Here is a 14,709-nt window from a genome sequence, read left to right as displayed (position 1 = left end):
TAATTCATAGATAAATTGTAAAGAACGAAAATGAAATATGACTAAACAAATGGAGGTTTATCATTTATGGTTAAACAATTGAAATTCTCTGAAGATGCACGTCAAGCAATGTTACGTGGTGTAGACCAATTAGCAAATGCAGTTAAAGTAACGATTGGTCCTAAAGGACGTAATGTTGTATTAGATAAAGAGTTTACAGCACCTTTAATTACGAACGATGGTGTAACGATTGCTAAAGAAATCGAATTAGAAGATCCATATGAAAATATGGGGGCTAAACTAGTTCAAGAAGTCGCAAATAAGACAAATGAAATTGCAGGTGACGGTACTACAACTGCAACAGTATTAGCTCAAGCAATGATTCAAGAAGGATTGAAAAATGTTACAAGTGGTGCGAACCCAGTTGGTTTACGACAAGGTATCGACAAAGCAGTTAAAGTTGCTGTTGAAGCGTTACATGAAAATTCTCAAAAAGTTGAAAATAAAAATGAAATTGCGCAAGTAGGTGCGATTTCAGCAGCAGATGAAGAAATTGGACGTTATATTTCTGAAGCTATGGAAAAAGTAGGTAACGATGGTGTCATTACAATTGAAGAATCAAATGGACTAAACACTGAACTAGAAGTGGTTGAAGGTATGCAATTTGATCGTGGTTATCAATCACCGTATATGGTTACTGATTCAGATAAAATGGTTGCTGAATTAGAACGCCCATACATTTTAGTAACAGATAAGAAAATCTCGTCTTTCCAAGATATCTTACCTTTATTAGAACAAGTGGTTCAATCTAATCGTCCAATCTTAATTGTAGCTGATGAAGTTGAAGGCGATGCATTAACAAATATCGTGCTAAACCGTATGCGTGGCACATTTACAGCTGTTGCAGTAAAAGCACCTGGTTTTGGTGATCGTAGAAAAGCGATGCTTGAAGATTTAGCTATTTTAACTGGTGCGCAAGTGATTACTGATGATTTAGGCTTAGATTTAAAAGATGCATCAATTGATATGTTAGGTACTGCAAGTAAAGTAGAAGTAACTAAAGATAATACCACTGTTGTTGATGGTGACGGTGACGAAAACAGCATTGATGCACGTGTTAGCCAATTGAAATCTCAAATTGAAGAAACTGAATCTGACTTTGATCGTGAAAAATTACAAGAGCGCTTAGCTAAATTAGCAGGTGGTGTTGCAGTTATCAAAGTAGGTGCAGCAAGTGAAACAGAGCTTAAAGAACGTAAATTACGTATTGAAGATGCATTAAATTCTACACGTGCAGCAGTTGAAGAAGGTATTGTTGCAGGTGGTGGTACTGCATTAGTAAATGTTTACCAAAAAGTAAGTGAAATTGAAGCTGAAGGTGACATTGAAACAGGTGTAAATATTGTACTTAAAGCATTAACTGCACCAGTTCGTCAAATTGCTGAAAATGCAGGATTAGAAGGTTCTGTTATTGTAGAACGTTTGAAAAACGCAGAGCCGGGTGTTGGTTTTAACGCTGCTACAAACGAGTGGGTTAATATGTTAGAAGAAGGTATCGTTGATCCAACTAAAGTAACACGCTCAGCATTACAACATGCTGCAAGTGTTGCAGCAATGTTCTTAACGACTGAAGCGGTTGTAGCATCAATTCCAGAAAAAAATAATGACCAACCTAACATGGGTGGCATGCCAGGAATGATGTAAAATGACTGTTAAACGCTGATTTTATAAAGTTTGTAATATTGGGTGGTCATAATTTGGTCATAGAAATTTTAAAATAAATCTTTTGAGACGTTTTCCATGAGTTTACTAAACTTTTGGGAAGCGTCTTTTTTGTATGAGTTCGTAATCTTAGCGTAGATGTTCATAGTGGTATTTATATCTTTATGGCGCAAGCGTTCTTGTATTTCCTTAATATGCACACCAGCCTCTATAAGTAACGCACAATGAGTATGACGAAATGAATGAGTGCTTATTTGTTTATTAGTTATGTCAGTCTTTTTAAGTATAGCTTTTATCCATAATTGTAGTTTTTTAATTACAAGAGGGTAGCCGTTAACATCAGTAAAAACGAAATTATTATCTACATACAATTCGTTTTTCCATGTGTCCTGCACGTCGGTTTTATAATTTTTAAGTAATTTAATCACATGAGGATCCACTGAAATTTTTCCGATTGAGCTTTCAGTTTTTGGTGTAAGTATTTGATATTGCTTTTTATTGTTATTTGGATTGTAATAAGTCTTTGTAATATTGATAGTGTTATTCTCAAAGTCTATATCAGACCACTTCAATGCCAATAATTCACCTGCACGCATGCCTGTATATGCTAATGTACAAAACACCTCAAAGCTGTTTTGGGGTGAATGGTGATTTTTAGCAACCTCCAGGAATTGAAATAATTCATCTTTTTCAAGAAACTTTTTATGTATCTCAGTATCTTCTAATTCTTCCACACTAACTTTCTTTTTAGGTCGTTTAATACCTTCGCTAGGCAGTATTCTTATTAATTTCATATCATATGCGTACTTAAATATCATATTCGTAGAGGCTATAATGCTATCAATATAATTCTTGCTATACTGTGCGCTTATATCATTTACAAAGCGTTGATAATCATGTTTATTGATAGTTTGTATTGGTTTATTGTTAAAGCGTTCTATGGCGTGGTGTATGGCTTTCTCGCGTGCTCTGACACTACTTACTTTTACCTCGTTAGCATATTGTTTAAGCCAATCGTTAGCAACCTGTTTAAATGTAGATGTGGACGGTGCGATATAATCACCGGTTCTTAATTGACGTTCTACCATTTCAGCGTGGTGTTTAGCGTCTGATTTGCGTTTAAAACCTGAGTTTGAAATATATTTATATTTGCCCGTTTTTGCGTCTTTTCCTAGTGATATACGATAACGCCATGTACTTCCGCGTTTTTCATAACTTGCCATTTAATCACCTACTTAATACGGAATTTTTTTAAAGTTTCATATTCACTATCCGCAAATAACTTCAAGGCGATGTAATCATTTGATTGAAATTGAATTGTTTTATTACCGCCTATAACCTTAGAAGGTTGTTTGTTTGAAACTAAATCTGTTAATTGTAACTTAACTTCTTTAATTAATTTATTGATAAAATCTGTTCTAAATGAAATGTTCATATTAGAAAGGAAATTATAAAACTCTTTATCATTGTAATGGTCTGAATATTGTAATACTAAAGTGATATAATAATCAAATTCTCCTCTTCTGAAAGGTATATCATATGAATTTCCACTCTCAACATATATATCTAAGTTAAAGTATTTTTCATAATTTTGCTTTCTTATTCCAATTTCAATTCCTTGTAAGTTACCTTCACTAAAATCACTTTTTTTGGTTTCAACTATATATGGCGAATAATCAAAAAATTCGCATGGTGTGACACCTAAAAAATTACACAACTTATCAACAGTATCAAACTGAACTCCTTTACCAGAATTTTCAGCAATTGCCATTAAAGTAGTTTTTGAAATACCAGTTTCTTCATATAGATCTGAGATTTTTAAACCTCTTTCAGCCATCAATACAGATAGTCTACTTTGAATCATAATTTTCACCTCTATTTGTATTTATATTCATCTTACTATAAGTCACTAAAAAAAAACAGAGTTCACTAATATAGTTTTGAGTATTGACAACTATTATTTATAATCGTACAATGACATTAATAACAGAGTTCGAAAAAATAAAACAATAATCTGTTATTGAGGAGTGAGTCGATATGAAAAATAATTTTAGAGTAATTCTAGCTATTAAAAAACTTTCAATAGCTGATGTATTTTTAGGTACTGGAATAGCTAAAACAACGTTATACGGTTTGTATCATGAAAAAACTAAGAACCCTGATACGTCTACTATTATGAAAATTTGTAAGTATCTTGAAATTACACCTAATGAATTTTTCGGAATTGATAATAATGGAAAGGAGACATAACCAATGTTCGATATTAATATTGATGAAAATGAAGCCCGTGAGATACTTGAACAAGCTATTAATGCACGTGTAGAAGAATTAGCGAAAGAGAAATATTTTATGACTTATAAAGAGTTGGCTAACTATCTGAATTTAAGTAAGCCTACTATTGAAGAATTACTTATTAATAATGGCATGAAATATTATATGGTCGGATCTACGTACAGATTCAAAAAGTCTGATGTAGATGAATTCATGGAACAGCTTACTGCTCACATGAATATCCAGAGTAACGACTTTAAACAAGTCAATATCAAAAAGTTATTGGAGGCAAGGCAATGAAAATGTATTTAGCTTATATCTGCTTAGTTTCATTGTTAACAATTTTATTACTAGCAATATCTAACATGTATGTCGCTTTTAGCGTTTATGCTTGGCTAATAACTTTAGGATGTAATTTAACAGGAGGATTAGAAAATGAATAATGAACAAAAAGAAGTAATAGAACACTTGGTTTATCAACTTGAGTTAAGTGTCATGAATAATTTGGAAAGTTACGAACACACAGAATATGTTAATGGTATTGAAGTGGTTTCAGAGATCAGTCGTGAAAAGCACTTAGAATTGATAATGAAATGGTGCGCACAAGAATTAAAGAATAATTTTCAATTAGAGAAAGGAGAATAAAAATGAATTGGGAAATTAAAGATTTAATGTGTGACATTGAAGTGATAAAACAAAAAATTAATGATGTAGCTACCAAACATGCTTGGTTTGTTGAAGATAGATTTGTAAAAAATGAATTAGAAACAAAACGGGAACATATTAATTTTTCTGCTAGCTATTTAGAACATCGTATACAAAATGAACATACAGTTGAGTTATTACAGGTTTATTTAAAAGAGTTCGATGAACTTATACAAAAATTTCATGAAATAGAAAAAGCATCATCTGATGTAAGTTTGGCGACAGAATCAGATGACGCATAGACACTACGTATTTATTTAAATAAATACTAGTAAATATATTAACAAAAATAAAATGATATCGAAAGGATGACTACATGGACGAAGTATCACTTTATAAAAAACATTTCGAATTTCATTCTAAATTAGATTATGTTTCAACGATTAATCTATCTAGGATAAAAGAGATAAGCAAGCGTATAAACTTTGCATCAATCTCAACAGATAGACAAGTTTTTAATAACAAAGGAAATGTATATCACCGAGAAAAAGATAATGTTGCAGGTGATTATATTAGTAATCTTACTTTAGATTATACCATAAAACCAAAAGAAATTGGGCTTGTTTATGGAACCGTCAATATCAAGACTGTTGATAAAAATGGTGAAGAAGAAAAACAATCTACGTTTAAAACTAGTCATTTTCATAACTATGCACGTTTTATAGCTGATCTAATTTCTGACAGGGTCATTTATTCAAAACAACTAGACTGCTTTATTATAGTTAAGAATAACCAGTATGAAGTGATAGACAATACAAACTTTGCGTTAACCTATCCAGTTGATAACAAGTACTATATTGATGATTTCTTAGATGTGATGTTAGAGCTTTACCGCGAACATTTAAATGTAACTCATAACTTTAAGATTTATCCATATTGCATTGCAGGTAATGACTGGGTATATGATTGCCAAAATTTAACGCTTACAGAACAAAAATTAAAAAGTGATGAGCTCTACTCAATTAAATATGACCTAGATATTAAAGATATCAATTTAGAAATACCCAGAAACTTCTTTGATTTAGTAACTGACAATGAAAAGAGTAAAAACAATTTAATGCTAACACACGCTTATACAATGTATCGAAAAATGAAATTGATACAAGCAGAAAAGTGGTTTTTACTTAAAGATTTTGGTCGTTCTGGAAAAGGTTTGTTTATGGCTACATTTGAAAAATTGATGACAGTGAACAAAGTTAATTTTGATAGCCTTATTTCTGGTGGTTTTGAATCGGCAAATGAGTGGATGAATTTTTACGGTGCAGATATAGCTCATGCTAATGAGACAGGTGAAATCACTAAACAAATGATGCGCATATTAAGAAAAATAGCAACAGGTGAAACAATTTCTGGACGGGGCATTGGAAGAAACGCATTTACATTTAAAAATAACGCCGTATTAATACTAGATACAAATGAAAGTGTCGATACTGGTGAAATTACAGCCAATACAACGCGAACAGTTAAAATATCGCTAAAGGATAGACCCATAAATGAAACTGATGAAGAACGTTATCAGATCTTTAAGCCTTATTGGGATTATATACAACCTAATGGCAACATTTCAGTTATTGCGTCAGTGTCATTCTTAATAGCGAGTTTGGAATATTTAAAAGAAAATGGAAGAGAATTTAAATTTAAGGATGTAACGCTCAAGTATTATTTTAATGAAGATGAATTGACTGAAACTCAAATTACTATGATCAGATTGTTATCAAAACAAGGCTTTATATTAGCAGGCGATGTAACTTTACAACGCTTGATAGAACAAGATTACTCAAGTTTACGTTACAAGAACGCTAAAGAAGATATGAGGAAAATTGGCATTAGTATCAATAATCAAAAGAAAATAGACGGGGTAAATACAAAAGTTCATAAAGTTGGAAACATTGAATTATTTAATATGGCTTTAGAACTAATTTCTGAACACTAAGGTTACTGTAACTCTAGGTAACTTATATAGTAACTCTAAAAATAGCGTTGTAACAATTGGTAACCTATATAACTCTTATTACTGTAACATTAATCGATAACTTTTGATGTTGTTGATGATATAGGTAAAAATAAGAGTTATTAGAGTTACTGGTTACCTACAAAGGAGGTATACAATGACAGGTTATCATGTAGCAAAACAATTATTGAAAAAGAATATTGAAGTGATACCACTTAACAATCACAAAAAGCCAACTGTTTCATTTGCTGATAAAGATATAACGGATGAATTCATTGAATATCATTCTAATATTTATCATAAAACAAATGTATTGGGTGTATTAACACGTGGTGTATGGTGTATCGATATTGATGTAAATCATGATGATGGTAAGAATGGTTTTGAGAGTTTAAAACAAATACCATATTACGAAGAACTTGTTACCAATGCACAAAATACGTTAGTACAAACAACCGCTAGTGGTGGAAAACACATCATATTTAAAAAGCATGACAATATCGAATACGGTCAGAAGATAGGTTATTTACCGTCTGTTGATATCAAAGCACATCCCAATAATTATTTTGTGCTTGCAGGTAGTCAAACAGCTAAAGGTATATACGCTCATAACGGTGTCAATGTAACTGAGTATCAAGGAGAGTTTGAGAAACGAATATTTTCTAAAGCTGGTAATTACAAACAACAAGTATTAGAGCCATATTCCATTCGACGAGCACTACCTAATTATAGTTTTAGTCACGTAAGAATTGGCAAAGGTGGAGAAGGAAAACGTGCATATCAACGCATTATAGACGGTCAAAGTGAATATAGGAACAATGATTTATATAAAGCAGTAAGTTATGCGATTCAATGTAACGTAGATATTGAGCCGTTACGTGTATTGATTGGAGATAATAAAAACGGCGATGTATTTACGGAGAGAGATTGGGAGGCGACTGTTAGAAGTGCAAGCCGTTAAAGAGGATTACAATTTAGACGAACAAGCTCAAAGGATTGGTTTAATAACTGGTATATCTAACGAAATATACTATTGTTCAATAAGTTATTTATCAACGGTTTATTTAGAATATATTGATAACACTTGGACTGCATGGCGTGAGAGTTATATTCCTAAATTAAATAAAAGAACAAGTTACAAAGTTATAGCTTCAGGAAGTTTTGAATTAGTGCTAGCTAGATTAAAGAGTTATTTAAATTATATAAAAAGGAGTAAGTGATATGAACATAGAAACTATTGTAAACCAATTTGAAACACGAGCAGGCACGTTACTAAGGTACTACACAGGATTATTAGAACATAGTAAAGTGCAACCATGTTGCTTTAAGTTATACAATGATCCATTTGATATGGCATACGTGATGATGAATGGGAAGTTATTCGGTCATGTATATATTAAAGATTGTAAAGTAAGGCAATCATTTGAATTAGCGTCACCTAAGCACACTGAGGGGCTTATAAGAAGTATAGAAGGTCATTATGTAGGTTATGAATTACATGACGGTAAACAGCTTTCTATTAGTGATATGATGGCCAGTCAATTATTTGAAGATGAGTATTTTATGTATGGATTACAAACATATGCAGAATCAAATAATAGTGATGTGTTTGAGTACCTAGAAAATGGATTTGATACCGATACACTTGAGGGCATTCAATCGAGTAATACTGATGTGATAGCGAATATTGAAATGTTGTATCAGTTAGCTACAGGAATCAATGAACCAGCACCAGAGTTAGTTGAGGGGTTGAGATTAGTAACTGAGTTTGTACAAGATGAGAATGCGACACAAGAGTATTACAAGGCTTTAGAATGTAAATTGAATAATCTAAAAGCGTCTTACTATAGCTTGAGTAAATAATGTTATGAGGGGTCACATGTAGTGTGTGGCTCCTAATAAAAATAATAAGGTTATAGCAATGTATACGAATTTTGGTGATGCTAATACAAGCTAAAGTTTGTGTTTTTGGTATAGTCTAAAAGTTAAGTTTGTTCGCAATTTGTTCGCTCTATTATATCGAACTTAAGTTCTGTATTGCTGTGATGTAAAAGGCTCTTTATTAATTATTTAATGTGGTTTTATAAGCGTTATATGCGACAAGCTAAACAACTGATAAAACGCGACTCAAAGCGAACGTAAGTTTGTTTTAGACCTGTAAAAATGGTATAATTTAGGTATGGAATAATCAAAAGAAAGAGGTGTAGAAATGCAAGGTATCGTAGAAAAAGAGACGTATCATTTACCCACCGAACACCTGCAAGTTTTCAATGTGATAAAAAATACGTCCAATAAGTATATTACTAAAACTAAAATCTTAAATCAATTAGGATATGAATATAATTCAAGCAATGAACGATGGTTAAGAAAAGTAATCAATTCATTAGTATATGATTATGGCTATCCTATCGGATGTAGTTATAAACCTAGTGAACGTGGTTACTACATTATTACGACAGAACAAGAAAAGCAACAAGCGATGATAAGTATTAAAAAGCTAGCTGATGGCAGTATGAAACGCTATGAAGCTTTGAAACGAATTGAAGTGTAAAGGGGATAAAAATGAAAACTGAATCGTACTTTAAAGAATACAACCAATTTGTATTAGATCAACGCAAGGCTATACAAGAATTGGAACAAGAGCGTAATGCATTGGAAAGTAAAATAAAGTTAGATAAGTCCACATACAAACAGTTAATCATGGATGGACAAGATGACAAGGCAGATAACCTATATCAAGGAACAGATGCTGATGAAAAGAAACTAAAAGCACTTAATAAACGCTTAGAGACAAAGAAAAGTGTATCGAAAGAAGTTAAATATCAAAAGACAATTGAGTTATTAAAACATCAAAGCGAGTTGTCATCATTATATGAATCAGAAAAACAATCAGCTTTAGGTAAATTAAAAAAGGTAGTCGATGCATATAATGAGATCATTGATGAAATAGAAGATATTAATGATAGATATGAAGATGAGCATCAGCAATATGCGAGTATTTATAGTCAAGAACAATTATATGATGATAAAGAGGCTAGGGAAGCATTGAATGGCTACTTTAGAGAAAATATATTTACATCATATATTAATGGTAATGATTTGCCATACGAACACAATAACAAGTTGTTTTTAAAACGTTAAAAAGAAAGGGTAATTAAATGGAAACAAAATACGAGTTAAATAATACTAAAAAGGTCGCAAATGCATTTGGTTTAAATGAAGAAGATACAAATCTATTAATAAATGCAGTTGATTTGGATATTAAAAACAATATGCAGGAGATTTCAAGTGAGTTACAACAATCAGAACAGTCTAAGCAAAAGCAATATGGTACAACGCTACAAAATTTAGCTAAGCAAAACAGGATTATTAAATAGCAATGATTGCCTATCCAATTCGGGTAGGCTCTGTTTATAGGGGTGAATAAATGAAACTGCTTAAAACGAAGAATTGTTTATATTATCGTAATGGTGACAATAAATTATCTGATTATCAACTATTAACGCAATTTAACCCAGCATTTATTAATAAGAAAATTAAGATGTGTGAATTCCAAATTGAAAGTATGTACCATATGAGTGCATCGACAACAACATGTGATGAAATAATGGGGGTCGTGTCTGTCTCATATCCAATTGAAAAACTAGTTATCAAAATTATTGAAACAAAGGCAAGATTACAAAACTATAAAAATCGATCTATAAGTAATATGGTGTTGTTGAAAACGGTACTAAATCATTATACAGAAAGAGAGCAGAAGCAAGTTGTAAAATATATGCGTTCAAATGGACGATATAAGCCCTACAACGTCATTGAACGCTTACAGGGTGATTTGTATCAAGCAAGTATTAAACAACGTTCAGAACGTCAAAAACAAAGAAATATAGCAATTGAAAATAGCAAGATTGCACGAGTAAATGCTTATCATCAATCTTCACATGTAAAAGTGGTGTAACAATGGATAAAAAGCAAATAAAAGGCTTCGTGTGTGATTATCATAAGCGAACTAGAAGTGATGTATTAATAGATGATGATATAAATACTGATGAATTCTTTTCAATAGGTGATGAAAATTCTAATGAATGGATGACAGACGATAATGTTGATGATCATATTATAAAGAATCACTTAGAAATGATTGTTGACCGAGTAGCTAATGATAAAGAGTTTTATATTTTCGATTCTTTAATACAAGGACGTAGTTATCAAGATATTAGTAGTGTCTTAGATTGTTCTGAACAATCTGTAAGATTATGGTATGAAACCTTATTAGATAAAATTGTGGAGGTGATAGAATGAGTGAGTTAACGGCAAAGCAAGCGCGTTTTGTGAATGAGTATATAAGAACACTTAATGTGACACAAAGTGCCATAAAAGCAGGTTATAGCGCAAATAGTGCACATGTGACAGGGTGTAGGTTATTAAAGAAGCCACACATCAAGCAATATATACAAGAACAAAAAGATAAGATTATAGATGAGAATGTATTAACTGCAAAAGAGTTACTACATGTGCTTACGAATGCGGCAGTCGGTGACGAAACAGAAACGAAAGAAGTTGTGGTCAAGCGTGGGGAATATAAAGAGAATCCACAAAGTGGCAAAGTACAATTAGTCTATAATGAACATGTTGAACTGATAGAGGTACCAATTAAGCCAAGTGATCGTTTAAAAGCTCGTGATATGTTGGGTAAATACCATAAGTTATTTACAGATAAGCGTGATATTAACGGGAATGTGCCTATATTCATTAATATTGGTGAATGGGACGGAGAAGATGAGGAGTTAGATAAGGCAGTGAAAGATGTATCTAACGCTAACCCTAATCATACTGTGATTGTGGATGATATTCCGTTAGAGGATTGATTTAATAAAAGTTACTTGGATGTATAGCAATTAATATTATATGAAGTTCAAAGTGAAAAGCTACCTATTCTGGTAGCTTTGATATTATTTTTCAAAAATTCGTATAGACTTAAGAAAAAACGATTTGTTTTTGAAATTATTTAATGGCGGTACGTCTTTATAGTACACACCTCTAGTAATTTGTATATTTCCATCTAAATAAATAACTTCAGAGTTCATTATGAGATTTATAAAATACTTACGCTTTCTAAGTTCCCATATAAAGTAACGTAATTCAAGTATTGTTTTACCAGTTTTATTATGGGTTGAGACAATATATTTTACTTTTAAATTGTTGAAGTTTCTTGTTAAGTCTCTAACTAAAGTAATTACAAAAAAGAATATACAGAAAATAGGAAAAAAAACAAAAATAAAGATAAAGAAATATGTAACTATAGTATTTAACATAGTATTCACCTCAGTTTTTAGATAATTATGACGGCTAGGCTTAAAAATAGTACTTTTTTGCCTAAGCGTTAGAATATTATTCTTAAATGTTAAGAGTCATTAATTTAATTAGATCTATTAAGTATGTTAAGGATATTATGCGCTTAGAAACGCTTTGTGTTGCAGTGAGGAATGGGAACCACGCACAAATACACTTTAACTGTAAATGTGACCTCGTGAAATATAATCTCAAACATCGCTGGTCAATCTATCTTTGAGATTGGCCGAAGATTGAAACATGTTAAAGAGAATGATTTGGTACATGGAGAATTTAGGCTATGGCTTGAAAAATTGGATTAAGCTAATTATCAGCTAATAGATTTATGAAAATAGCTGAAAATCCAGAATTAAATGTCCCACCAGTGTGATATATGGGCGCAAGTATTTTATACTAATAAGCAACTCTTTTTGAACCAGAATGCACCAAAGAACACATTACATCAAACGGCGAAAATAAAACGCCAGATGAAAAGACTATGAATTTAACGGCAGAGCTCAATTTTGAGCCTTGTAAAATTGCATAAATTAGTTATATAGATGTTATTTATGGGTATTGTATAAACGGGAGGGGCAACGTCCTTACTTATTTCTTAGGAATTAAAGGTATTAATTTAGTTTCAATAACATAGAGAATATGATATAGTATTTATTGCGCTCGCTTTTAATAGCCTGCGCTCCTAATAGTTTGGAATGCTCTAGGCAGGTACTTCGGTACCTGTCTTTTTTGTAATAGGAATATATAATATTACAGTTATAGTTGTTTGGGGTTATTAGTCTAGAAGTATTAATAAAATGGTGCAGTCCTGTTTTAAGTAAATATAATCGGATGTGATGGAATGAGGTGTTAACTAAAAGTTTAAAAATATTAAGTCAAACTTACATTTTTATAAAATGTTATTTAATAAGTGAGTGTTTTTGAAAATGTATTGATAGAATTGATTTTGCACAGAGTATAAGGCTTTTTGTGATAATACTTTTCAAGAGTGCAAACACTCTAAAAGTATAAAGATATATTTAAATTGTTTTGTTGCATATTTACTAATTTATAGATATGAAAGAATATTGAAAATATATTATGATATTTAAAAATATCTAGGAGGGGTAAATATGAAAATTTATTTTTCGAAATTGTGTATATGTACAATAATAATATCCTTGATTTTATCTGGGGTTGGGAGTTCAAATACAGATGCATCTAATAAAATTATCAAAGAAAATATAGAAGTAAATGAAAGCGTTAAAAATACAAAAATTAGTGAGAATAAAATTGGCGAAGTATCACGTCTTTCTACATCAATAAATAATAATGAAATAAATTTAGATACTGTATTAACTAATGATTTTAATGCAGGAGACATTAATTTATCTGGAAAAATCTCTAATGTAGAAGAATCTAAACAAGTAGATTATACAATTGATTTAACCTATGCGGATGAAGAAGACATAGCTGGATTTTTAATAGATAATTCAACCGGTGAGGAGCATGAATTTGATACAAGATTGGCTGAAGCTTCTGCTGCGCCTTTAGTAGTAGTGGCAGTAATGGCTGCAAGGTATGGTATTCAATGGGCTATTAAAAAGTATGGTAAAAAAGCTGTGAATAACGCTATAAAATCAAATACGCATAAAGTAGCGAAAGGAATAAACTCTAGACTTCTAACTAGTAAAGGGGTGGATATCGGAAAGTTCACTCAAAAAGTAAAGGGTAAAAACCCAGTCTATAGAGATCCTAAAACTGGGTGGTCAATTTCAAGGAATAAAGGGGAGCCTCATGGAGGATCGTATTGGAAATTGTTGGATAAAAGTGGTACTAGAAAAGCCACTTTAACTAAAGATGGAAAAATACTTCGTAAATAGGATGATATAAAAAATGGATAATATTATTAATTGTATGTCAGTAAGTGATTTGAATTTTTCTGAAGTTGAAAATGCAATGCATTTAGATTTAAGTGAAGGTGAATATCCTTTTTTAGATGATGGAAAAAGCTTTAACAAAAATTATTTTACAAAGATTCATAGAAATGCAATTCAAATTTTACAAGATTTATTTCAACAAAGTAAGACTATTGATATAGTTCTAGTATATTATTTATATGGAAATTCATTTAAAAAAACTAGGTTCAAAGAAAAGTTTAGTTATTTCAATAATGACGAAACGCCGAGTTTTAAAGAATATATTAACGATGAAGGCATCCAGTGTTATGTATTTGCTTTTAAAAATAAGAGTTTGAAGGATTTAAATTATAAAAAGTTAGCGAGAGCGATTTGCAATCAAGATTTTAAAGGTTTATTCCCGACGATTAATCAAAAAGATAATTACTTAGATATATATTTAATGGATAGTGAAAGAGGCATATTGTACCATTTGTATGATGATAGGGGGCTTTGGCTATATTTTATAAATAAGCAGTCATATACAAATTACTCCCAAAAATACAGTAACCTCTTGTTTGATGTAAGCGATGAAATTGATTAAAATTTATTAATATTAATAATACTAATTTTATCATCTATATTCATATGTTTGAACTATAATTGCAAGAAGGAAAAGACTAAAATTGCAGTTCTAGATACAGGGATTAAAAAGAAAGCTATTAATAGCAATGTAATATCTCGTGATTTCACTTTAGATAACTATAGAAATAGCGTACACGCTAATAAAATTTCAAAGATTATAGAGTATCGAGCTGATATAGTTATTTATGATGCTAAAGTTTTGAACCGTTATGG

Annotated in this window: 20 protein-coding genes and 1 pseudogene; 19 read left to right on the top strand and 2 right to left on the bottom strand. The window is 31.2% G+C overall.

Translation table 11 applies throughout. From position 1 onward, the window contains the following. Nucleotides 1-66: 66 nt before the first annotated feature. A complete protein-coding gene (groL, locus tag JQN76_RS00105; protein ID WP_000240645.1) occupies nt 67-1,683 on the top strand; it encodes a chaperonin GroEL in 1,617 nt (538 codons plus the stop codon). A gap of 68 nt (nt 1,684-1,751) precedes the next feature. On the opposite strand, the gene JQN76_RS00100 is transcribed toward groL, so the two are convergent. Beyond that, nucleotides 1,752-2,924: a site-specific integrase gene (locus JQN76_RS00100; RefSeq protein WP_000179352.1), complete on the bottom strand. Its 1,173-nt coding sequence runs from the start codon at nt 2,922-2,924 to the stop codon at nt 1,752-1,754. 8 nt (nt 2,925-2,932) lie between these two features. Then, complete coding sequence (locus tag JQN76_RS00095; protein ID WP_000616253.1) at nt 2,933-3,565, bottom strand: helix-turn-helix domain-containing protein; 633 nt, start codon at nt 3,563-3,565, stop codon at nt 2,933-2,935. A gap of 173 nt (nt 3,566-3,738) precedes the next feature. Here JQN76_RS00095 and JQN76_RS00090 point away from each other — a divergent pair, with 173 nt between their 5' ends. The 18 genes and pseudogenes from JQN76_RS00090 (at nt 3,739) to JQN76_RS00010 (ending at nt 14,455) form a co-directional block, all read left to right on the top strand. Beyond that, nucleotides 3,739-3,951, top strand: a complete 213-nt coding sequence (locus tag JQN76_RS00090; protein ID WP_000794315.1) for a helix-turn-helix domain-containing protein — start codon at nt 3,739-3,741, stop codon at nt 3,949-3,951. 3 nt (nt 3,952-3,954) lie between these two features. Further along, entirely contained in the window at nt 3,955-4,272 is a 318-nt protein-coding gene (locus tag JQN76_RS00085) for a helix-turn-helix domain-containing protein (protein ID WP_000459698.1), read from the top strand. Then, nucleotides 4,269-4,415: a hypothetical protein gene (locus JQN76_RS00080; RefSeq protein WP_000784875.1), complete on the top strand. Its 147-nt coding sequence runs from the start codon at nt 4,269-4,271 to the stop codon at nt 4,413-4,415. The genes JQN76_RS00085 and JQN76_RS00080 overlap by 4 nt, the downstream gene beginning before the upstream one ends. Continuing rightward, on the top strand, nt 4,408-4,617 hold the full coding sequence (tscA, locus tag JQN76_RS00075; RefSeq protein ID WP_001058486.1) for a type II toxin-antitoxin system antitoxin TscA: 210 nt from the start codon (nt 4,408-4,410) through the stop codon (nt 4,615-4,617). The genes JQN76_RS00080 and tscA overlap by 8 nt, the downstream gene beginning before the upstream one ends. A gap of 2 nt (nt 4,618-4,619) precedes the next feature. Further along, entirely contained in the window at nt 4,620-4,919 is a 300-nt protein-coding gene (tscT, locus tag JQN76_RS00070; RefSeq protein WP_001103943.1) for a type II toxin-antitoxin system toxin TscT, read from the top strand. 74 nt (nt 4,920-4,993) lie between these two features. Beyond that, nucleotides 4,994-6,610 (top strand): hypothetical protein, encoded by a 1,617-nt coding sequence (locus tag JQN76_RS00065; RefSeq protein ID WP_000344761.1) that lies wholly within the window; start codon nt 4,994-4,996, stop codon nt 6,608-6,610. 175 nt (nt 6,611-6,785) lie between these two features. Next, nucleotides 6,786-7,589: a bifunctional DNA primase/polymerase gene (locus JQN76_RS00060; protein WP_000148374.1), complete on the top strand. Its 804-nt coding sequence runs from the start codon at nt 6,786-6,788 to the stop codon at nt 7,587-7,589. After that, nucleotides 7,576-7,848, top strand: coding sequence for a hypothetical protein (locus JQN76_RS00055; RefSeq protein ID WP_001149387.1), 273 nt, complete (start codon nt 7,576-7,578; stop codon nt 7,846-7,848). The genes JQN76_RS00060 and JQN76_RS00055 overlap by 14 nt, the downstream gene beginning before the upstream one ends. Before the next feature lies 1 nt (nt 7,849). Next, a complete protein-coding gene (locus tag JQN76_RS00050) occupies nt 7,850-8,491 on the top strand; it encodes a pathogenicity island protein (protein ID WP_001836978.1) in 642 nt (213 codons plus the stop codon). Nucleotides 8,492-8,837: 346 nt separating this feature from the next. Continuing rightward, nucleotides 8,838-9,179, top strand: coding sequence for a hypothetical protein (locus JQN76_RS00045; protein ID WP_001161659.1), 342 nt, complete (start codon nt 8,838-8,840; stop codon nt 9,177-9,179). A gap of 11 nt (nt 9,180-9,190) precedes the next feature. Then, nucleotides 9,191-9,769, top strand: a complete 579-nt coding sequence (locus JQN76_RS00040) for a hypothetical protein (RefSeq protein ID WP_000846292.1) — start codon at nt 9,191-9,193, stop codon at nt 9,767-9,769. 17 nt (nt 9,770-9,786) lie between these two features. Next, complete coding sequence (locus JQN76_RS00035; protein WP_000448775.1) at nt 9,787-10,005, top strand: capsid morphogenesis B protein; 219 nt, start codon at nt 9,787-9,789, stop codon at nt 10,003-10,005. Between the two features lie 50 nt (nt 10,006-10,055). Then, the gene (locus JQN76_RS00030) at nt 10,056-10,583 is read left to right on the top strand and encodes a spore coat protein (protein WP_001836980.1); all 528 of its coding nucleotides are present in this window, start codon (nt 10,056-10,058) and stop codon (nt 10,581-10,583) included. A gap of 131 nt (nt 10,584-10,714) precedes the next feature. Continuing rightward, nucleotides 10,715-10,927 carry a pathogenicity island family protein gene (locus JQN76_RS00025; RefSeq protein ID WP_072326620.1) on the top strand — a complete coding sequence of 71 codons (213 nt, stop codon included), beginning with the start codon at nt 10,715-10,717 and terminating at the stop codon, nt 10,925-10,927. Continuing rightward, nucleotides 10,924-11,493: a terminase small subunit gene (locus tag JQN76_RS00020; RefSeq protein WP_001293079.1), complete on the top strand. Its 570-nt coding sequence runs from the start codon at nt 10,924-10,926 to the stop codon at nt 11,491-11,493. Before JQN76_RS00025 ends, JQN76_RS00020 begins: the two co-directional genes overlap by 4 nt. Nucleotides 11,494-12,174: 681 nt before the next feature. Next, nucleotides 12,175-12,276 (top strand): annotated as a pseudogene (locus tag JQN76_RS14300) (DUF3102 domain-containing protein); the annotation flags it as partial. A gap of 810 nt (nt 12,277-13,086) precedes the next feature. Then, complete coding sequence (locus tag JQN76_RS00015) at nt 13,087-13,836, top strand: SAR2788 family putative toxin (RefSeq protein ID WP_000708297.1); 750 nt, start codon at nt 13,087-13,089, stop codon at nt 13,834-13,836. Between the two features lie 13 nt (nt 13,837-13,849). Then, on the top strand, nt 13,850-14,455 hold the full coding sequence (locus JQN76_RS00010; RefSeq protein ID WP_000368755.1) for a DUF3885 domain-containing protein: 606 nt from the start codon (nt 13,850-13,852) through the stop codon (nt 14,453-14,455). Nucleotides 14,456-14,709 lie beyond the last annotated feature (254 nt).

Origin of the sequence: Staphylococcus sp. SM3655, from assembly GCF_016917315.1 — a bacterium.
Classification (GTDB): domain Bacteria; phylum Bacillota; class Bacilli; order Staphylococcales; family Staphylococcaceae; genus Staphylococcus; species Staphylococcus aureus.
This window is presented reverse-complemented; position numbering and strand designations above follow the sequence as displayed.